17 protein-coding genes, 1 pseudogene and 1 riboswitch are annotated in these 19,425 nt (G+C 72.6%); of the genes and pseudogenes, 8 read left to right on the top strand and 10 right to left on the bottom strand.

Annotation, left to right across the window (positions count from 1 at the left end):
- Positions 1 to 167 precede the first annotated feature (167 nt).
- Positions 168 to 800 (top strand): MerR family transcriptional regulator, encoded by a 633-nt coding sequence (locus BJF79_RS47855; protein ID WP_143220997.1) that lies wholly within the window; start codon positions 168 to 170, stop codon positions 798 to 800.
- On the opposite strand, the gene BJF79_RS47850 is transcribed toward BJF79_RS47855, so the two are convergent.
- Positions 698 to 1,750, bottom strand: coding sequence for a hypothetical protein (locus BJF79_RS47850; protein WP_075907237.1), 1,053 nt, complete (start codon positions 1,748 to 1,750; stop codon positions 698 to 700). The genes BJF79_RS47855 and BJF79_RS47850 overlap by 103 nt on opposite strands.
- A gap of 129 nt (positions 1,751 to 1,879) precedes the next feature.
- Between BJF79_RS47850 and BJF79_RS47845 the strand changes: the two genes are divergently transcribed.
- Positions 1,880 to 2,560 carry a hypothetical protein gene (locus tag BJF79_RS47845; protein ID WP_083734790.1) on the top strand — a complete coding sequence of 227 codons (681 nt, stop codon included), beginning with the start codon at positions 1,880 to 1,882 and terminating at the stop codon, positions 2,558 to 2,560.
- Positions 2,561 to 2,592: 32 nt separating this feature from the next.
- Here BJF79_RS47845 and BJF79_RS47840 read toward each other — a convergent pair whose 3' ends face one another.
- The 3 genes and pseudogenes from BJF79_RS47840 to BJF79_RS47825 form a co-directional block, all read right to left on the bottom strand.
- Entirely contained in the window at positions 2,593 to 3,432 is an 840-nt protein-coding gene (locus tag BJF79_RS47840) for a hypothetical protein (RefSeq protein ID WP_075907236.1), read from the bottom strand.
- 682 nt (positions 3,433 to 4,114) lie between these two features.
- Positions 4,115 to 4,612: pseudogene (locus BJF79_RS68095) on the bottom strand (radical SAM protein); the annotation flags it as partial.
- Between the two features lie 29 nt (positions 4,613 to 4,641).
- Positions 4,642 to 4,836 (bottom strand): hypothetical protein, encoded by a 195-nt coding sequence (locus BJF79_RS47825; protein ID WP_075907234.1) that lies wholly within the window; start codon positions 4,834 to 4,836, stop codon positions 4,642 to 4,644.
- Positions 4,837 to 5,365: 529 nt separating this feature from the next.
- Here BJF79_RS47825 and BJF79_RS47820 point away from each other — a divergent pair.
- A complete protein-coding gene (locus BJF79_RS47820; RefSeq protein ID WP_075907233.1) occupies positions 5,366 to 6,934 on the top strand; it encodes an ATP-binding protein in 1,569 nt (522 codons plus the stop codon).
- Here BJF79_RS47820 and BJF79_RS54890 read toward each other — a convergent pair.
- Positions 6,871 to 8,334 (bottom strand): hypothetical protein, encoded by a 1,464-nt coding sequence (locus tag BJF79_RS54890; protein ID WP_143220995.1) that lies wholly within the window; start codon positions 8,332 to 8,334, stop codon positions 6,871 to 6,873. The genes BJF79_RS47820 and BJF79_RS54890 overlap by 64 nt on opposite strands.
- Here BJF79_RS54890 and BJF79_RS47805 point away from each other — a divergent pair.
- On the top strand, positions 8,306 to 9,325 hold the full coding sequence (locus BJF79_RS47805) for a WD40 repeat domain-containing protein (RefSeq protein ID WP_075907230.1): 1,020 nt from the start codon (positions 8,306 to 8,308) through the stop codon (positions 9,323 to 9,325). The two genes, BJF79_RS54890 and BJF79_RS47805, sit on opposite strands and share 29 nt — an antisense overlap.
- On the opposite strand, the gene BJF79_RS47800 is transcribed toward BJF79_RS47805, so the two are convergent.
- Positions 9,291 to 11,270 carry an AAA family ATPase gene (locus tag BJF79_RS47800; protein ID WP_075907229.1) on the bottom strand — a complete coding sequence of 660 codons (1,980 nt, stop codon included), beginning with the start codon at positions 11,268 to 11,270 and terminating at the stop codon, positions 9,291 to 9,293. The two genes, BJF79_RS47805 and BJF79_RS47800, sit on opposite strands and share 35 nt — an antisense overlap.
- A 390-nt stretch (positions 11,271 to 11,660) precedes the next feature.
- A riboswitch (cyclic di-AMP (ydaO/yuaA leader) is annotated at positions 11,661 to 11,814 on the top strand.
- Positions 11,815 to 11,826: 12 nt separating this feature from the next.
- Between BJF79_RS47800 and BJF79_RS47795 the strand changes: the two genes are divergently transcribed.
- Positions 11,827 to 12,645: a CHAP domain-containing protein gene (locus BJF79_RS47795; RefSeq protein ID WP_262403634.1), complete on the top strand. Its 819-nt coding sequence runs from the start codon at positions 11,827 to 11,829 to the stop codon at positions 12,643 to 12,645.
- Between the two features lie 58 nt (positions 12,646 to 12,703).
- Here BJF79_RS47795 and BJF79_RS64835 read toward each other — a convergent pair whose 3' ends face one another.
- Positions 12,704 to 13,447, bottom strand: coding sequence for a barstar family protein (locus BJF79_RS64835; protein ID WP_262403633.1), 744 nt, complete (start codon positions 13,445 to 13,447; stop codon positions 12,704 to 12,706).
- A 592-nt stretch (positions 13,448 to 14,039) separates the two neighbouring features.
- Here BJF79_RS64835 and BJF79_RS47785 point away from each other — a divergent pair.
- The 3 genes from BJF79_RS47785 (at position 14,040) to BJF79_RS52450 (ending at position 16,847) form a co-directional block, all read left to right on the top strand.
- Positions 14,040 to 14,807 (top strand): peptidoglycan-binding protein, encoded by a 768-nt coding sequence (locus BJF79_RS47785; protein WP_262403632.1) that lies wholly within the window; start codon positions 14,040 to 14,042, stop codon positions 14,805 to 14,807.
- 176 nt (positions 14,808 to 14,983) lie between these two features.
- Positions 14,984 to 15,871 (top strand): peptidase inhibitor family I36 protein, encoded by an 888-nt coding sequence (locus BJF79_RS47780; protein ID WP_075907228.1) that lies wholly within the window; start codon positions 14,984 to 14,986, stop codon positions 15,869 to 15,871.
- Between the two features lie 31 nt (positions 15,872 to 15,902).
- Positions 15,903 to 16,847 (top strand): SpoIID/LytB domain-containing protein, encoded by a 945-nt coding sequence (locus tag BJF79_RS52450; protein ID WP_083734789.1) that lies wholly within the window; start codon positions 15,903 to 15,905, stop codon positions 16,845 to 16,847.
- Positions 16,848 to 16,866: 19 nt separating this feature from the next.
- Here the strand turns inward: BJF79_RS52450 and BJF79_RS56835 are convergent, their stop codons facing one another.
- The 3 genes from BJF79_RS56835 to BJF79_RS47755 all read right to left on the bottom strand — a co-directional run.
- Positions 16,867 to 17,295 (bottom strand): NBR1-Ig-like domain-containing protein, encoded by a 429-nt coding sequence (locus BJF79_RS56835; RefSeq protein WP_075903998.1) that lies wholly within the window; start codon positions 17,293 to 17,295, stop codon positions 16,867 to 16,869.
- 857 nt (positions 17,296 to 18,152) lie between these two features.
- Complete coding sequence (locus tag BJF79_RS47760) at positions 18,153 to 18,923, bottom strand: SDR family NAD(P)-dependent oxidoreductase (RefSeq protein ID WP_075904000.1); 771 nt, start codon at positions 18,921 to 18,923, stop codon at positions 18,153 to 18,155.
- A gap of 25 nt (positions 18,924 to 18,948) precedes the next feature.
- A partial coding sequence (locus BJF79_RS47755; protein ID WP_262403050.1) for a hypothetical protein occupies positions 18,949 to 19,425 on the bottom strand: 477 nt, incomplete at its 5' end.

The following is a 19,425-nucleotide window of genomic DNA, read 5'->3' as shown; positions in this document are numbered from 1 at the left end:
CCGCGGGCCCACCCGTCCCGACGATCGCCCCTCACCCCCTTCCGCCCGCCTCGGGGACGAGTCCGCCCAGCTCAACGCGGGTACGGCACGTCCCTTCCGGCCGGATACAGTCTGCGAACTCAAGTACACTTGAGTGCAAGGGGCGGGGCGGAGAAGAGGGCGCGAGCGTGGAACGCCTGTATTCGATCAGCGAGGTGGCGGAGCTGTTCGGCCTGTCGGTGCCGACCCTGCGCTACTACGAGGAGATCGGCATCGTCCGCTCCACGGCCCGCCGGGGAAGGGTCCGCCAGTACGACCGCGCCGCCCTCGAACGCCTCGCCTACGCGCAGCTCTGGCACGAGGACGGCATGATGACCCTCGCCGAAACCCTCGCCACTATGAACGCCCGCGACGTCCGGGACCGCCACGCGCGGATCACCGTCCAGCGGGACGCCACCCTGGAGCGCCTGCGCGCGCTCCAACGAGCCGTCGCGGTTCTGGACCACCTGCTCGACTGCCCCCAGAACGACCCGCTCGACTGCCCCGTCACCGGCGCCTACATCCGCGCCCGCGTCGACGCGCCCTCGCGGGCGTCCCCTTCACCGACGACTTCCTCCTCCGGCGGCCCCCCGGATCCGACCCGTGACCGGCCGCGGCCCTTCCAGGTCGCGCCCCGGGACGCGCTTCCTGCGTCCCGGGGCCGCGGTGACGGGCGGGCTCAGGGGGTCGTGAACGCGAAGGCGCCGGAGCCGTCCTGTCCGACGGCCCACACGGTGCCCGTTTCGGGAACGGTGGTGAGGGCGTTGAGGAACGTCCCGTAGGAGGGGGCGAACGCCTCCCGCGTCCACTCGCCGTCCCGGTAGCGGTGGAGGTACCGGCCGCCGCCCGTCACCCAGACGGTGCCGGACGCGTCGACGGCGAGATCTTGGAACTGACCGCGCGTCGGGTATTCGTCCGGGAACGGGACGTCGGTCCAGGCGGTGCCGTCCCAGTGGAGGACGTCCGTCGCGGTCGTGGCCCAGACGTCGTCCTCCGCCACCGGGACGATCCCGCTGAAGCCGGTGACCGACGGGGCCGGTGGGATGCTCGTCCAGGACGTCCCGTCGAAGCGGGCCGCGGCCCGCTCCACGGCGGGCCCCAGCCCGACGGCCCACATCTCGGTGCCGTCCCACGACGGCCGCAGGTCGGAGACCGTGGCCATCCCGTCGGGGAGGCCGACCTCGGTCCAGGTGCCGCCGGTGCGCCGGAACATCCGGCGCGTGTTCACGTCCCCTTCGCTGTTGTACCCGGCGACCCAGGTCTCCCCCGCCGCCGTGCCGGCCGCTTCGAGCTGCAGGCCGGACGGCAGGTCGACCTTCTGGAAGGCGGTCCCGTCGAACCGCGCCAGGAAGTCGGGGTTGTTCCCGAGCCTGATCCGGGCGATCCACGTCTCGCCCGCCGCCGACGCGATCAGGTCGATCGGCCCCTCGCCCGTCCAGCCGTTGATCGGGTACTCGGTCCAGGACGTCCCCGTCCGGTGCCGCACGACGGGGTTCCCCTCGCTCTGGGCGACGCAGCCGATGATGACCACCACCACGCAGTACGCCCCCTGGTGCCCGCCGACCCACACGCCGCCCGCACCGTCCGCGGCCACCTCGCTCAGCCCCGATTCCGGCCAGAGGAAGGGCAGTTCCACCGTGTTCCAGTCGGTCTCGGCGGCTTGTGCCGTCCCGGGGATTGCGGCCACCGCGACGGAGGCCGCCAGCGCGAGGGCCGTGAGAGATCGCTTCATGAAGGCACTATGACCGCGAACCGGTCAACTTTGCCAGCCTTAACTGGCAGCTTTGCGGGCGAGGTGAGGTGGTCTGCGTTTTCTGGGGGAAGGAACGCCGCGAGCACGTTCACGGCGCCGGGAGGAATCGTGGCTCGTTTCGTAACCCGCTTCCGCTGGCGCGCGTCCACGACCGCCGACGGCGACGCCGAGGGCGACGGCGCGGCGGAGGTGAAACGGCTCCGCCCGTTCCGGCGCCGGGAGCTGCTGCACCGCTCGCTGTTCACCATCGCCCACGACGGCCCGGACGGCCCCGGGCACATCTGGACGGTGGACGTCTCCATGAAGGACGTCGGCTGGGTCGCGGAGCTGTACCTGGACGGCGTCCGGCGGGAGAAGCGCGACGTGCCCGCCGCGTTCGCCGTCCCGGGCGGGACGATCGAGGTCGGGGCGTCGATGTACGGGGTCACCCGCATGCACCTGGTCCTCGACGACGGCGGGGAGCGGCGCCTCGCCCCGGTGGCCGGGACCGCCGAGGCCCTGCGCGGCCGGCTGGCCCGGCGGCATCCGCGGCTGAGCCGGACGGTCGGCGCCCTCGCGATCGCGATCCTGATCGTCAACCTCGTCCTGGCCGTCCCGCAGGCCGTCGAGATCGTCACCGGCCTTCCGCCGATCGCCGACACCGTCGGATCGTTCACCTCGCCGATCCCGGTGCCCGCGTGGCTCACCGGCGTCCTGATCTTCGCCGGGATCCTCGCCGCCATCGAACGGGTCCTGATGCGGCGGCACAACCGGGTGCTCGACATCGAGACGATCTGGTCGAACTTCTGACGCGGCCGGTCCGGCGGCCCGGCGCCCGGCGGCTAGCGCGGGGACGGGCAGGGGTCGTCGATCGCGGCCCGCCACAGGTCCGGGCAGTCCGGGTGTTCGACGGGTTCGGGCCATTCCCGGGGGACGGGCGGGCAGGGGCCGAGCGGCGGGTTGCGCCAGCGGAGTCCGGTCGGGTGCGCCGTGGTGGCCAGGTCGTCCCAGCCCTCGTGCTCGCAGAGGGAGCGGGGCGGCCGCAGGCAGAGCCCGCCGGTGAGCATGTGGTGGTACCACCAGCCGACCGCCCACAGGTTGCGCGGCGCCGCCTCGGCGGCCATCTTCGGCATGTCGCTCCCGTACCGCTCGACGTCGATGCCGCGCCCCGCGCAGTCCCGCATGATGTCCAGGGCGGGACGGTCCGCGCCCGCCCACGCGCGCCGCCAGGTCCCCCACGCCCAGCACTCCCCCTTCCCGTCGAAGTAGGGCCCCGAGACCTCCGGAGCGATCATGGGGTGGGTCCAGCCGGTCACGCTGACGACCCGTTCGTCGGCCGCGTAGTGCCGCAGCGCCGCGCCGAGGTAGGCGTACGTGCCCGGACGGCAGACGATGTCCTCTTCGAGGAAGATCGCGGACTCGTGGCGGGCGAGGACATGGCCGACCCCGGCCCGGACGGACCGGCCGAGACCGAGGTTCGCGTCGCGTTCGACGATCTCGACCGGGCACCAGTCGACGCCGCGCAGCACCTCCCGGACGGCCCGCACCCCGGCGCGGTCGGCGGCGTCCCGCGGGCCGTCGCTGAACGCGACGAGCAGCGGGATCCGCTCGTGCCGCAGCGCCTCGACCGTCCGGGCCAGCACGTCCGGACGGCGCCAGGCGAAGACGGCGACGGGGATCACTCGGCCGCACCCGGCACGGCGGCGCCCGGCACGGTAGCGCCCGGCACGGCGGCGTCCAGCCCGGCGCGCCGTTCGAGGTGGCGCAGCAGCACGTCCACGGTGGCCTTCTTGTGGACGCGGCAGGTGCGGGTCTCGGCGACGTCGAACCGTCCGTGCTCGAAGTACTTGTTCGACGGCGATCCGCCCCCGCAGAACCGCCAGTAGTCGCACGTCTCCCGGCAGATCCGGACGCCCGCGGCGATCTCCGCGCGACCCGCTCGAACACCGGGTCGGCGAGCATCCGGTCGACCGGTCCGTCCAGGACGCTGCCCATCGTGAGGTCCGCGGTCGCCAGCTCCGGGCAGAAGGTCGTCAGGCCGCCCTTGTGGTCGATGTTGATGATCCGGAACGGGATGTTGGTGTTGTTGACGGGGTCGTCGCCGCCGAAGGCGAGGGCGGCCGTGTTCGTCCAGACCTCGCGGATCTTCACCGCGCCGCGGTGGTGGGCGGCCCGGTCGAGCAGCCGTTCCAGGAACCGTTCGTAGCGTCCCGTCGACGACCGCGGGCCGAAGGACGAGACGGTGTTGGCCCCTTCGACCTCGTCGATGTTGTAGCCCACGTCGTCGATCCCCGCTTCGACGAAGAAGTCGTAGTACGCCTCGGGGTGGTCGAGCGTGAAGTCGGTCAGCACCGAAATGGCGCCGAAGCCGACGCCTCCCTCCTGGAGGAGGCGGATTCCGCGCATGACGTCGGCGTGCGTGCCGCGCCCCTTCCGGTCGACGCGCATCCGGTCGTGGATGAACGCGGGCCCGTCCACGCTGACGCCGACGCGGACCCCGTGCCGCCGGATGAGCTCCACCCAGCGGTCGCTCATCAGCGTCGCGTTCGTCTGGAATCCGTGGCTGATGTCGCGGCCGTACCGGTCGGCCGTCTCGGCGGCGACCGCGAACGCGTTCTCGTAGAAGCGGGGCGGGACCGACAGCGGCTCGCCGAGGTGCCAGAGGAAGGCGACCGGATCCTCGACGAGCTCGCTGGACAGGACGCTGTCGAAGGCCGCCCGCTGCACCTCGGGGGTCATGCGCGCGCTGATGCCCCGTTCGGTGAGATAGCAGTAGGAACAGTCGATGTTGCAGAACGTCGTGGGCTGCAGGACCACCAGCGTCCGGTAGTCGAGGCGCTGCGATACGGACTTCTCGGTCATCAGTTCACCGCCTGTCTATTCGCGGCCTGTCAGTAGGACTGGGGCCACTGGTTCCACTGCGTCCAGTCGGACCAGTCGACGACGGTTTCCCGCCCGGTCGCGGCGACGTCGCGCGGCAGGAGCTCGTCGATGAGCCCGCGCCCGGCGGGGTCGTCGGTGAGCGCCGTCCGCAGGTCGCGGACCCGCTCCGGCATGCCGGCCGGAGCCGCGGTCGAGACTGCCATGGGTACCTCCGTGTTCGATGGGTGCTTCCGGCGGACGGGCGCGGCCCGGCCCGCCGAGGACGCCCGCCGTGCGGGCCGGTCGACAGTAGAATGCGCTTTGCATTCCCCTTTGTCGGAGAGGGTGACAGGCGCATGACGGGCCTCCCCGGTATTCCCCCGCCGCCCCCGCTGCCCGCGCTCCGCCATGCGGGCAGTTCACCAGCGAACGGCGCATTCGCCGCCGTCCGGCGAATTCGAGCGAAGACTTTCGCGGACGTCCGCGCCGAACTGCGCCGATCCGGATACGCCGGTCATCGCGGGGAGAACTCCGGCGAACCCGCGAACGGCCCCGCGAACGGCCCCGCGCACGCCCCCGCGACGGCCGCCCGATGACGCCGACGGCCCGTCCCCGCCGGGGCGACGCCGACCTCCCGCCCGGACCCGCCAGAGACCTGGTCGCCCTGTTCCGGACGCTCCGCGCCCGGCAGATCCGCGCACCATCGGCCAGATCGCGGCCGCGAGCGGGCTGGCGGCGAGCCACGTCAGCGAGGTGCTGCGCGGCTGGAAAGCGCCCAGCCCGAACGCCGCCGAGGCGATCGTCCGGGCGCTCGGCGCGGACCCGCCGACGGCGCTGAAGGCGCGCGGCCTCGCCGAGGCGCTCACCGAACTCAACCGGCACACCCGGGCGAGGGAGCGCGGGAACGGCGCCATGGGCGGACGGTTCGACGTGCCGCCCCCGCCGAGCCACTTCTGCGGCCGGGCGGCGGAACTGGACCGGGCGGAGTCGGCGATCGCCGGCTCGAAGGACCCGCACCGGGCCGCCGTCGTCCAGATCTACGGGCCGGGCGGCATGGGGAAGACGGCGGTCGCCTGCCGGCTCGCGCACGGCCTGCACGCCAGGTACCCGGACGGCTGCCTGTTCGTCGACTTCGGCGCCATGGACGACCCGTCGGCGGTGTACGCGCGGCTGCTGGCGCGGCTCGGCACCGACGCCGCCCGGATCCCGGCGGATCCGGCGGAGGCGCGGGCGCTGTACCTGTCGGTGCTGCGCCGCCGCTCCGTCCTCGTCGTCGCGGACGGCGTCACCGACGCCGAGCAGGTCGGCGCGCTCGTCCCCGCCTCGCCGACGTGCGCGGTGATCGCCACCGGCAGGCGGCACCTGGACGCCCTGGCGACTGCCTGCGCGATCCGGCTCGGGCCGCTGGCGGTGACCGACGCCGAGGCGCTGCTCGCCGCGGTCGCGGAACGGTCCGGCGCGGTGCCCGGCCCCGAGCTGGCCCGCATCGCGGCGTCGTGCGGCGGGAACCCGCGGTCGCTGCGGACGGCGGCCGCGCGGCTGCGGCGGTCCCGGCACGGCATCGCGGAAGGCGCGGCGGAAACGGCCGGGCGCGGGGCCGGGACGCCGCAGAGCGGGCAGATCCCCGACAGCATCCGGTACGAGTACCCGCTCCGGAGCGGCCCGGCGGCGGACGGCGCCCGCGGTCGGCGGGTCGTGGGCGTCGTCACCGGCGACATCCGCCGCGTCCGCGACGCCGACGTGTGGGTCAACTCCGAGAACACCGACATGAAGATGGCGCGGGTCGAGGAGTACACGATCTCCTCGATCGTCCGCTACGAAGGCGCCCGCCGGGACGCCGCCGGACGGGTCGTCGAGGACCTCATCGCCGACGAGCTCGCGCGCCGGGTGCCGGACGGCGGCCCCGTCGCGCCCGGCACCGCGATCACGACGGGCCCCGGCGGGCTCGCCGCGTCGAACAACGTGCGCGCGGTCGTCCACGTCGCCGCCGTCTACGGCGAGCCGGGCGCGGGCTACCGGCAGGTCCGCGAGGTGGGACGGTGCGTGACGAACGCGCTCGCCGCGGCCGAGCGGGCACCGGACCCCGATCCGGGCCCCGGCGGAAACCGGGACGTCACGGTGCTGTTCCCCATGCTCGGGACCGGGCAGGGTGGCGGGAGCGTCGAGCGGACCGCGGCCGTCCTGGTCGGCGCCGCCGCCGACTACCTGGCGGCGGAAACCGGGTCGCGGATATCGGCCGTGTGGTTCCTCGCGCACACCTACGGGGAACTCGCGGCGTTCCAGGACGTGATCGAGGACGATCCGCGTTTCGCGGTGGAGTGATCGGGTGCGTGGGTGATCGGGTGATCGGATCCGGCGGGATGCGGGTGTCGAGCGTCCAGTTCGTGGGGCTTGTGCCGAGGCGCTCGCCGGAGTCGCGCCACCACCCGTTCGAGGCCGCCGCCTTCCTGCGCGACAACAGGATCGCGGACGTGCGCGGCGGCGATCCGGGCGCGATGCGCGCCGTCGCGGCCGTCCTGGGCCAGTCCGTCCGGAACCTGCTGCACGGCAAGGAACCCGCGGTCGACCTGCCCAAGGCGGCGCGGTTCCTGTGCGACTTCGACGTCCTGGCGGCCCGGACGACGACGGCCGACCGGGATCTCGGCCCGGTGCTCGCGGACCTGGACGGCACCGCCCGCGGCCTGGCCGGGCTCGACGACGCCCGCGCGGCGGAGGTGCGCGCGCTCGCGGTCGCGCTCCGCCGCTCGTCCGGGATCCTGCGCCTCGCCCCCGGCCAGCTGCCCGAGCAACTGCTGTTCCGGCTCGGCGGACGGGACGGACCGCTCCTCGGGCGGCTCGTGCGCAGGGCCGCGGCCTACAAGTCCGGCGGCTGGCTGAAGCCGCTGACGACCACGGCCGGGGGCTGGCGGGAGACGGTCACCTACCTGCGGGGCAGCGCGTCCGCCGTCGGCTTCGACCCGGCGGGACGGCTGGTGGTCGTCGACGACCGGCGGTGGCTGGAGGTCCTGGACCTCTCCGGCGCCGAGCCGCCCCTGCTCTACCGGACGGGCGACGGCGAACCCACCGGCCTGGCCTGCGACGACACGATCGCGGCGGTCCCGACGCGGGAGGGCCCGATCCGGCTCGTGGAGTTCGCGAGCGGACGCCGCGACCCGCTGGTGCCCGACTCGGGCGCGACCCTCACCGTCGCCTTCGCCGGGCCCGGACGGCTCGCGTCCGGCGGCACGGACGGGCTCGTCCGGCTGTGGGACGTGGCGCGCGGCGTGGAACTCGACCGGTTCGACGCGGGCGAGGTCGTGCACGTCCTGCTGCCGATCGACGCCGACACGCTGCTCGTCGGCACCGACCCGGACGCCGGAACCCGCACCACGATCCAGCGCTGGAACCTGCGGACCCGGCGGCGCGAGGGGATCTTCGCCGACCATTACTGGCCGGTGACCGCGCTCGCCCTCGACGCCGATGCGGGCCTGGTCGTCGCGGCGGCCAACGACGAGCTGTCCGCCTGGCGTTTGCGCGATCTGAGCTGCGCCTGGCGCGTCACCACCGAGCACGTGACGTTCCACTCCCTCGCCCGGCTGGGCGACCGGATCCTGGCGGGCGACAACGGCGGGGCGCTGCGGCTGCTCGCGCTCGGCGACGGCACGGAGCTCGGGCGCGTCCCCCCGCAGCGGCGGCCTGGTCCCGGCGATCGCCGTGGACGCCGCCCGCGGCCGGTTCGTCACCGGCTCCTACGACCAGACCGTCCGGCTCTGGGACGCCGCGGCGCTCGCGGAGCCGGGCACGCCCCGGCACCGGGAGCGGGTGAGCGCGCTGGCGCCCGCGCCGGGCGGCGACCTGCTGCTCAGCGGGTCCCACGACGGGCGGGTGCTGCGCTGGGACGCGCGGACGTGCGCCCCGCGCGGCGAGATCGGCCGGCACGGGCACTGGGTGAGCGGGGTCGTGGCGCTCCCCGGCGGCCGCGCCGTCTCGTCCGGCTGGGACGGCACGCTGCGCATCTGGGACCTGTACCGGAGCGAACCCATCGCCACGATCGCGACCGGGGACGACCACATCGCCCGCCTGGCCTGCACGCCCGACGGCGGCCTCGCCGTCACGGCGAGCACCGACTCGGTGATCCGCGTCTGGGACCTGGCGAGCGGGGACCAGCGAACCTCGATCACCGCGCCGGACGGACGGGTGGTGGCGGTCGACGTGCACGGGGACGTCGTGCGCTGGGTCGTCGAGTCCGGGCGGCTGTTCTCCTGGCGGCCGGGAAGCAACGAAAGCCCGGCCGTGCACGACCTCCTGGGTGCGGACGGCGTCCCGGCGGACGCCGGGTGGAAGGTCACGGCGTGCCGGATCGGCGCCCCCGGCGGCACCGTCCTCGCCGGGCTGTCCGACGGCCGAATACTCGGCGCCGGGACGGACGGGCGCACCGAGATCTTCGCGGGGGACGGCTGCGGCCCGGCCGCGATCGCGTGCGATCCGTCCGGCGGGCTCGTCCTGGCCGCGTACGGCGTCCCGCGCGCCGCGTCCGACAACACCGCACGCCTGTGGACGGGCCGGGAGCGTGAGTCTTCCGCCGTCCTGGTCGGCGACCTCCCCTGGACGGCCGCCGCGGTCGCACCCGACGGCCGCCTCCTCTACCTCGGGGACGAGGCGGGCGCGGTGCACGTCGTCGAGCCCGTCCCGCCCGGGGTCAATCGTCCAGATCGAGGCCCAGGCTCGCGATGAGCCGGTGGCCGACCATCGAGCCGATCTCCGCCATGTCGACGCCCGCGGCGCGGATGGTGTCGTTGCGCAGCAGGAAGTCGCAGAACCCCTGGTGGTAGAACCCGTACGTGGTGGCGCCGAGCCCGGACTCGATGTGCAGGAACTGGGCCCAGTCGGCCAGCAGCCGCACCACCCTCAGCTCGCTCACCTGCACCACTCCGGCGAGCAGCGACGCGGGGACCGGCTCGCGGATCGCCGCGAGCGCGTAGACGGTGCGCAGGCTGAGGGCCGCGGCGCTGCCCTTGGCGAGCATCTGCTCCAGGTGGCGCTCGTAGTACTGCGACAGGCCCGCGGGCAGGCTCGACAGGTCGTCCGGGTCCATGCGCCCGTACTCGATGTCGCGGAGGACGTACACGAGGTACATGAAGTTGAGTTCGCTGCGGTCGAGGAGGGACGCGACGGCCCGCTCCCGCCCCCGCTCCGGGTCCCCGGCGAGCCGCGCCGCCAGCTCCGGCCTGACCAGCGAGTCACGGATGAACCGCTCCATGTCGCGGCGGCTCTCGTCCGGGCGGTCCATCAGGTCGATGACGGCGGACGGGCCGTCGATCCGCAGCGGCGCCGTCCGTGACCGCCTGCTCACGAGCATGTACAGCCCGGCCTGCAGCACCGTCGGGAGGAAGAGCGCGTTGACGCCCGGACTGGCGTGCTCCACCTCGTCCAGCGCGTCGATCACGATCACGAGCTTGTCGTCGCGGGGCAGCCGGTCGGCGGTCTCCTCCAGGAGGGTGCCGAGGTAGCGTCCGTCGAGGTCGTCGCCGGTGCCGGGCGGCGGGAGCCGGACGCCGAAGCGCTCGGCGAGCTGGGCGTGCAGGCCCGCGAGGAACGCCGCCGTACCGTTGATCCGCTGGGCGGCGATGTTGAAGTGGGCCGGCCAGCCGTTGCGGACGACCTCCTCGGCCAGCAGCGACGTCTTCCCGACGCCCGGAAGCCCCTCGACGACGAGATGCCCGCTCGGATGGTCGTCCAGGAACGCCCCGAACTCGGCGAACGCGGATTCGCGCCCGACGAACCCGGCCGTCTTCTCCCGGAGGTAGGCCGCCTGGGGCGTCCTCGGCCGCGCCGGTTCGGCGGATTCGGCCGGGTCGGCGGACGGTTCCCCGGGACCGGTCGCGGAGCCGTGACCGTGCGCGAGCAGGGCGGCGCCGAACGCCGCGGCGGCTTCGGCGGCCCGGCGCTGCCAGCCGGCCCGGTCGGCCGCCTCCTTGCGCCCGTCCGCGCGGTCGCTGATGCCCCGGATCACCAGCGCCGGGACGTCGTTGAGGTGCGCGGCCTGGGCGATGCCCGCGTCCTCCATGTCGATCGCGGCGGCGTCGTTGTTGTGCAGGCGCAACTGGCCGAACAGCGCCGAGTCGCGGCTGTCGAGCACGACCTCGCCCGCCGCTATCGGCCGGAAGTGGACGCCCGCGCCCGTGTCCGCGTCGCCCGCGCCGTCGTCGCCCGCGCCGTCGCCGGGCCCGTCCCGCCAGCCGCCGTACAGATCGACGGACCGGGCCAGTTCCTCCAGCCGGTAGGGGGCGGCCCAGGTCTGCGGCCTGGCGAGGAAGTCCTCCGCGGCGGTGCCGCCCTGGTAGGCGTCCACGCGGGTGGCCACGACGATGTCGCCGAGGCGCAGGTCGTCGTGCAGCGCCCCGGCCACCCCGGCGCACAGCACCAGATCCGGGCGGAACAGGCCGATGACGCGCTCGGCGATCACTCCGGCCCGGACGTTGCCCCGGCCGACCTGGACGAGCGCCACCTCGCACTCGGCGGCCCGCAGCCGCCCGACCTCGAACCGCGTACCCGTCCGGTGCTCACGTTCGCGCAGGTCGGCGAGGTGCGCGCGCATCGCCCGGTACTCCACGGGGAGCGCGGTCAGCACCAGCGCCCGCAGCCGCCGCCGGTCCGGTCCGGCCGGTGTCCGTCCCATCGCATCCGCCGATCTCCGTCGGCTCGCGTGCCGCTCCCGCGAGACCACCCGTTCAACGTCGAGCACAGCCTCCCGTGCCGCGACCCCCTGCGCACAGGGGAATCGGCAAACCCGGCAAAGATCGGGAAGAACATCCTGCGGGCGGGTGTTGGTAGGTACTTGGAAGGCACTTGACCAGGGAAAAGATCAATTTTCGTCCGGTTTGCTTTCCTTGACATGGTTGGTACCTTCAACCTGAATCCCGCAGTACGTTCGAGTGCTGCGGTCGGCCGTGACAGGGATACGGCCGCCGGTCGCGGAGCGGATCACGCACGCGACGCGCGCCATCTACGCGCGCCCCCTTGAAGAGCGCAGTCGCTCAGAGAAATCCGACAAGCCAGCGCCGCATGCGCGGCGCCAAGGCCGAGTCCGCCCGGGCCCGTCGGGGCCGAGCGGAGCCGGGGACCCACGTTCCACGGGGTGAATCGGTGCGCTTCCAGCACGCCGTAGGGCTCTTCCATGCCCGAATCCGACAGCTAACCCGGTAGGCCCAATGGGAGACAAGGAGATTCCCTGTATGACCGGTCGTTTCGATCGACTCACCGAGTCCGCCAAGCGCCTCAACCCCCAGTCCGCCGTGAAGCGGCTGGCCTCCGAACACGCGATCAAGCGCATGTCCCCCGAGGACCGGGCCGTCGGCATCGCCGTCGGCGCGGTGCTGGCCGGCGCCGTCGGCCTGTCGGTCTTCCAGCCGATCGGCGACGCGGGCGCCGCCACCACGCAGGCGTCCGGGACGCACGCCGCGAAGGCGGCCGCCGTGTCGCACAACTCCGAGTCGGCCACGGGCGCGATGACCGCCGCCGAGGCCAAGGCCGCGGGCTGGAAGGTCGCGCCGCACGACGTCGAGGCGTCCGAGGTGATCGACCTGGCCAAGGAGCAGGTCGGCATCGAGGAAGAGGGCGCGGGCGACATGACCAAGTTCCACGACTGGTACGTCTCCACGCCGCACGCCGAGGCGACCGCGGCCCGTGACGGAGGCTTCTCGGTCGACGCCTACAAGGGCGCCCAGTGGTGCGACATGTTCGTGTCCTGGCTCGGCTCCCAGACCGGCGTCAAGAACATGGGCTGGGACGCCTACACCGTGCAGCACGCGAGCTGGTTCAAGGACAACGGGCAGTGGGGCGACGAGGCCAAGCCCGGCGCGGTCGTCTTCTACGACTGGGGCGCGGGTTCGGACGGCTCCATCGGCGACATCGACCACGTCGGGATCGTCGACAAGGACAACGGCGACGGGACCATCAGCACCATCGAGGGCAACGTCGACAACTCCGTCCAGGAGAAGACCCGCGACAAGAGCGAGGTCGTCGGCTACGGCTACCCCGACTACGCCGCCTGATCAACGAACGTTCATCCGCGAAGGCGTCCGGCCGATTGTGCCGGGCGCCTTCGCGCGTCTAAGCGAGGGTGACGCGCATCCCGCCGTCCGCCAGAACGTCGAGGACCAGGGCGAACAGGTCGTCGGGCTCGCCCTCGGGGGTCAGCGTCCGGGACAGGTGCCCGCGCGCGGTCTCGGCGTCCCGCCACAGCAGGGTCGCGGGGGCGGTGTACCCGAACGTCCCGCGCAGGCAGTCGTCCAGGGCGTCCGGGCAGCCGCCGAAGTAGCCGCCCGGCCCGTTCACCGCCTCGCCGAGCGCCAGGTAAAGGCCGGGCCGGTCGGTGACGTACCGGCCGTCCAGCTCGTAGGCATGCCCGGCCGGACGGTCGCGGCGGTCGCTCCGGTGGCGCCGGCCGGCCCGCTCGCGGACCGTGTCGAGCCAGGCTCCGCGGAGCCGGGTGTCGAGGGCCGCCCACGCGTTCGGGACGTCCGGCGGCCCCGCGAACCACCGCTCCCAGACGGGCCGAACGTACTCGGGGACGGGTCTGAAGTGCCCTTCCTCGAACTCCAGATCGATCGGTTCGATCCCGTCCGGGGACGGGCGCCATGCGCCGACCTTCGCCCACAACGACCGGTCGGTGAGCGGTTCGCCCAGGTCGTCCCGTATCTCCAGGACGGCCACGCCGAGGTCCAGCGCCCGCCGCGTGCCCTTCGACAGCGCGTCCCGCAGCCGGTCGCCGGGCCGCAGCCCCCGCAGGACGAGCGGGGGCGCGACCGGCTCGGGGGCAGGATGCGGGCGAACTCGGCGCACGAGCCCAGCCACCGGTGCCCGTCGTGGACTCGGACGCGCTCCCGGTACCCCTCGGGCGGACCTTCGTAGTCGTCCAGGCCGGTGAGCAGCAGATCGCCCGTCGCCGCGTGCCGTCCCGCGCTTTCGGCGTCCTCCAGCAGCCAGGGGCCGAACGCCTCGTCCTCCGGCACCAGCCACACCCGGTCGCCGAGCCAGCCGTGCACGTCGCCGGTCTCCGGCTCCCAGCCGAACAGCTCGTACGTCCCGCGAGGGGGCTCGCCGAAGAGGCCGTCCACCGCGGCGCACACGCCCAGGACGTGTTCGTTCTCCTCCTCGATCAGCGTGTACCGGCCGCGCCCGCGACGATCCCCGTCCTCTTTCACGCGGGCATCATGCCCGCGTCCCCGCCCTCGCGGCGACGCGTTTTCCGCGCGACGCGGCTCCGGCGAACAGTCCGGTAGAGGCGTTCTACCTGCCGTAACACCTGTCAGATGCCGTGTTCGCCTGTACGGAAGTGAGCGGCGGACAACCTGACAACACTGATCTTCTTGTGGATCGATGATCGACGGGCGACGGTGGATTCCGCCATGGGCTTCGCTCCCAGCTCCCGCGATCAGGGGAATCCATGAAGCTGTCCTCATCCGCCGCCGCACTCGTGACGGCGGCCCTGCTCACCATTCCGGCCGGAGCGTCCGGGACGCCGACGGCGCACGCGGCCGGCACCGCCGCCCGCGACGCCGCCGCGCTTCCGAACGTGAACATGGAAGCCACCGTCAAGGCGGCCCAGATCGACCCGCGGCGGGCCGACGACACCCGCACTCCGGGCGCCGAGAAGAGCGTGCTGCTCGTCGAACGCGCACTGCGCGACCGGAAGCTGCTCGACGCGAAGTGGGTCGACGGGTACTTCGGCACGTCGACGGTCGCCGCCTACGCGAAATACCAGAAGTCGCTCGGTTACACCGGCCTCGACGCGAGCGGGCTGCCGGGCAGGACGTCGCTCACCAAGCTCGGGGACGGCCGTTTCACGGTCACCCGCGTCATCGGACCGGGGTCCCGCGTGTCCACCGGCGGCGTCGTGGTCAACACCCGCACCCAACGCATGCTGGCCGAGGCGGAGCGGCTGCTCGGCCGCGGACTCGTCCTGGAACAGGGCTCCTACAACCCCGGCGGCGACCCCACGTCCGCGGGCACCCACGACGGCGGCGGCGTCGTCGACATCTCGGTGCGGGGGATGACCCCGGCCGCCCCGCACCGCGACCGCCCGCGCGCTCCGCCGGGTCGGCTTCGCGGCGTGGGTGCGCAGCCCCGGCCAGGGCGACTGGCCGTGGCACATCCACGCCGCCGCCATCAACGACACCGACCTGTCCAGCCAGGCCCAGCACCAGACCGGTGACTACTACCTCGGCCTGAACGGGCTCGCCGACCGCGGGGCGGACGACGGCCCGAAGGTGACGATCCGCACCTGGGAGGAGTACCGGCGCCGCTGACCCGTCCGAAACCCGGACCGTGCGAACCGATCGTGCGACCGATCCGCGCGAAACAGAACCGTGCGAACAGAAGGAGAACAGCATGAGCAAGCGCAAGGGAATCTTCACCGCGACGACCGCCGCGATAGCGCTCGGCGGGGCCGTGACCGTCCTCGCGTCGCCCGCGTCGGCGGCGGCCCGCAACGGCGTGTGCGAGAGCGGCGAGTTCTGCTACTACTACAACAGCAACAACCAGGGCTCCGTCTCGGACTTCACCGGATCGGTCGCCAATTACGGCACCGAACAGCCTTCGTGCTACGACTTCAAGGGCGCGGGCAACGGCAAGGGCAAATGCATCAAGAACGAAGCCGCCTCAGTCTGGAACCGCAGCAGCAAAACCGTCCGCGTCTACTACAACAGCAACTACGGCGGCACCTACCAAGACTTCAAGGCGGGCGCCAAAGGCAACCTGAACTCCAGCCTCAAGAACCAGAACGCCTCGCACCAGTTCTCGCCGTCGTCGCGGACGAACATGTCGTACGGCCTGTACAAGGCGAGCGGCGGCCGGATCACCTGCGGCTTCGACGGTTACACGAGCACGCCCGGACGGCACGAGGGCATCGACATCGCGCGCGGTGTCGGCTCGGACGTCCGCGCCCTGGTCGGAGGCAAGATCATCTACATCGCGCGCGGGCACACCGGCAGCTCGGGGCTCTCCACGATCTCCGTCTACAACGCGTCGCTGAACAAGACGGTTATCTACCTGCACTCCGCGCCGCGGTCGTCGCTGAGCGTGGGGCAGTCCGTGAGCCGCGGCCAGATCATCGCCGACGAGTCGTGGCGCGGGGTGTCGTCCAGCTCGGGCGCGCACACGCACGTCGAGATGCGCCCCGGACGCCGGACGCACGCCGCCAAGAGCGTCAACGACCCGACCCTCGACAACCCGAACCCGACCTCCTTCTGGCACGCCCGCGGCTACAACATCCGATAGCGCGCGGCCTCCGACAGAAGGGGAAGGCACTGTGTCGACACCACGTGCGCGGCTGTTCGCACGCCTCCTCGCGGTGACCGCCGCGGCGGCGGTCACCGGGGCGGTCCTCGCCCCGGTGCCGCCCGCCGCGGCGGCGGGCCGCAACGGCGTGTGCGAGAGCGGCGAGTTCTGCTACTACTTCAACAGCGGCAACCAGGGATCGCTCTCGGACTTCACCGGGTCGGTCGCCGACTACGGCACCGAACAGCCCTCGTGCTACGACTTCAAGGGCGCGGGCAACGGCAAAGGCAAATGCATCAAGAACGAAGCCGCCTCAGTCTGGAACCGCAGCAGCAAAACCGTCCGCGTCTACTACAACAGCAACTACGGCGGCACCTACCAAGACTTCAAGGCGGGCGCCAAAGGCAACCTGAACTCCAGCCTCAAGAACCAGAACGCCTCGCACCGATTCCTCGGTTCCACGCCGCCGACCGGCTGCAAGACCGACGGCACGAACAGCAAACTGCCCACGACGATCCTGGTCTACCGGGTGTCGCTCAACCGCGTGGACCGGGTGCCGTTCAAGACCTACGTCAAGAACGTCCTGCCCAACGAGTGGGTGCCGAGCTGGCCGCGGGAGTCCCTGCGGGCCGGGGCGATGGCCGTCAAGAGCTTCGGCTGGTACTGGGCGCTGCACTCGACGCGCAAGACGTCGGGCGGTGACTGCTTCGACGTCTACGACAACACGTCGAGCCAGGTGTACAAGCCCGGCTCGGCGAAGGCGTCGACGAACGCCGCCGTGGACGCGACGTGGGGCACGCGGATGACCCGGGGCGGGAAGATCCTGCAAGCCCACTACTGCGCGACGACGACGGCGTGCGGCGGGTGGGTCACCGGCGACTGGATGTCGCAGTACGGCTCCCGCGACAAGGCCAACGCGGGCTGGAGCCACTCACGAATTCTGCACGCCTACTACAGCGGGATCGCTCTCTCCTGACCCCGCGGCCCGTCCGGAATCAGTTCCCCGCCGTGTCGTCCGCGGCGGGGAACAACGGGCTTTCGACGACGACCTGGAAGTTGACCGGCCTGCTTCCGGGAAACGCGACCTTCCCCGACGGATCCACCATCTTGAACCGCACGAAGCACAGGCCCGGATTTCGCGGAGTGGTGATGTCGGTCCGGATGTCGACCATTTCGCCCGGACGTGTGTCTTCGATCGGCACGTCGGAAATCGTCTGGCACTGGTCGGCTCGCTGCGGGAGGTCGAGGCGGCGCAGCGAATACCCCTTCCACGGCACCGTCCCGGCGTTCTTGAGGCGCCACACCTTGGTCACCGTCTCGCCGGGGCCGACCCGCGTGCAGTCGGGCAGCGTGATGTCGGCGATGAACGCGGCGGCGTCGCCCCGGTGGTTCGGCGGAGCCGGTGGCGGGTTGGTCTGGCGCACCGGGCAGTCGGCCGGGGACAGCGCCGCCTTCGACAGCCCGCCGGGCGGCTTCGCGCCGGGCCCGGCGGGTTCGGAACCACGGTCGACGGCGACACGACGCCGGCGACGTCCCCGCCCCGACGGCCGCCGTCGCGAGCGCCGCCGCGGCCGAACGGGGCAACCGGAACCGCCCCGCGGGCCGCGCTCCCCGCACGGGACGGCCCGCGCGGCCGCCCGTGATGCCGTCCGGCGGCAACGCCGGTACGGGGACCGCGCCCTCGCCGGACGACGCGGACCGCTCGGACGGCTCGGCTGGCTCGGACGGCTCGATGGCCACGTGGACGGCGTCGTGGCCGGCGGCGCCTTCGGCGGCGCCCGGCGCGGTGACCGCGAGTTCGCCCGGCGGACGGGCCGCGACGGCGCTCGCGGCGGTCGCGCGGTCGCCGACCGGACCGCCCGGTTCGCCGTCTCCCAGCGTTCGCGGTACTCGCCCGGGTCCGCGCCGCACGCCTTGACGAACTCGACCGTCGTTCCCCAGCTCGGAAGTCGGTTACCCTTCGCGGCTTCATGTAACGTCGTGTGCGAAATCGCCCCTGACCGGCCGGACATCTGCCGGAAAGGCGGGTTGCCGACCGAGTTGCGTAGTTCTCTCAGAGCCGCCGCGAAATCCGCGATCGCCTCCGCCTGTGCACGCATCTCGTCCACCGGGTGAAGCTAACAGCGCCCGTGGTCGTCACTCAAGCCCGAATCGGTATGGGGGAGGTCGGCTACAGGTCAGAACGGTTTCCTCTATATGAAACATCGGTGGACGCAAAGAATCCGCACCCCATGCCGAAATCTAGAATGATCAAGGAATGCGCAGGCGGCGACGGGGAGGGTCACTGGCGGAGGTGGGAGGCGCCGCCGATGTACCAGACCTGGCCGTTGATCCATTCGGCCTCGTCGGAGAGCAGGAAGGCCGCGACCGAGGCCAGGTCGCTCGGCTTCCCGAGGCGGGTGGTCCTGGCGGCGGCCATGAAGGCTTGCTGGAGTTCCAGGTCGTTCTGCTGTTCCTGCGTTTCGCCCATGACCAGCCCCGGCATGACGCCGTTGCTGCGGATGCCCGCCCCGCCCCAGTTGACGGCGATGTGCCGGGTCAGCTGGTTGACCGCGGCCTTGGACGCGTTGTAGGCGACGTGGGACGGGTCGGTGCCCAGCGAACCGCCGGACGAGGTGATGACGATGCTGCCGCCGCCCTTCTCCAGCAGGTGGGGCAGGACGGCACGGCTGGTGCGGACGTAGCCGAGCAGGTTGACGTCCAGGGTGCGCCGCCACACGTCCATGTCGGTGTCGAGCAGGGAGGTGTCGCGTCCGATGTTGTCCGGGGACAGGTCCGCGCCGACGTTGTGGAGGCCGTCCACGGCGCCGAACTCGGCGATCGTCCGGCCGACCAGTTCCCGCACCGACTCGTCGTCGGACAGGTCGAACTCGACGGCGACGGCCCGGCCGCCCGAGCGTCCGATCCGTTCGGCGGTGGCCTCGGCGCCCTGGATGTTGATGTCGCCGACGGTCACGAAAGCGCCCTCGGCGGCGAGCCGCTCGGCCGTGCCCGCGCCGATCCCGGTGGCGCCGCCCGCCACGATGAAGGTCTTGCCGCGCAGTCCGCGCATGGTCGCTCCGGTTTCTCCGTGTTCTCTAGTCGCGCGAGATCTTGTCGAGGGGGTTGGACCGTTCGAGCATTCCGAAGGTCTCCTCGCCGTCCCAGCGGTAACGCACACCGGCCTGGTGGACGGCCGGGAAGTCGGAGATCTCCTGCTTGAGGGCCCGCACCGAGTAGGTGTCGTCGCCGTGGTGGACGTCGTGGGTGGAGAACACCGTCTCGCCCTCGATCTCGACGGTCCCGGCTTCGGTCTCCAGGACCAGCGACACGTCCTCGCCCAGGGCGCGGAGCCTCGTCAGCCAGGGGGCTCGCACCACGCGCGCGGGGACGAGGTCGCCGTCGCCGGTGAAGACGAAGCCCTCGTTGAAGGTCGGCTGCCCGTCGGGGCGCGGCGGGTAGGCGATGTAGCCGAACGCGCGTCCGCTCGGGAACACCGCCGACTGCCAGCAGTGGCCCCAGAAGTCGGCGAGCTTGCGGACGCCCTGGCGGCGGATGCGCAGGCCGCTGCCGGT

It is taken from the genome of Actinomadura sp. CNU-125, from assembly GCF_001942465.1.
Taxonomy (GTDB): domain Bacteria; phylum Actinomycetota; class Actinomycetes; order Streptosporangiales; family Streptosporangiaceae; genus Spirillospora.
Note: the sequence above shows the minus strand (reverse complement) of the source record. Positions and strands in the feature narration are given on the sequence as shown.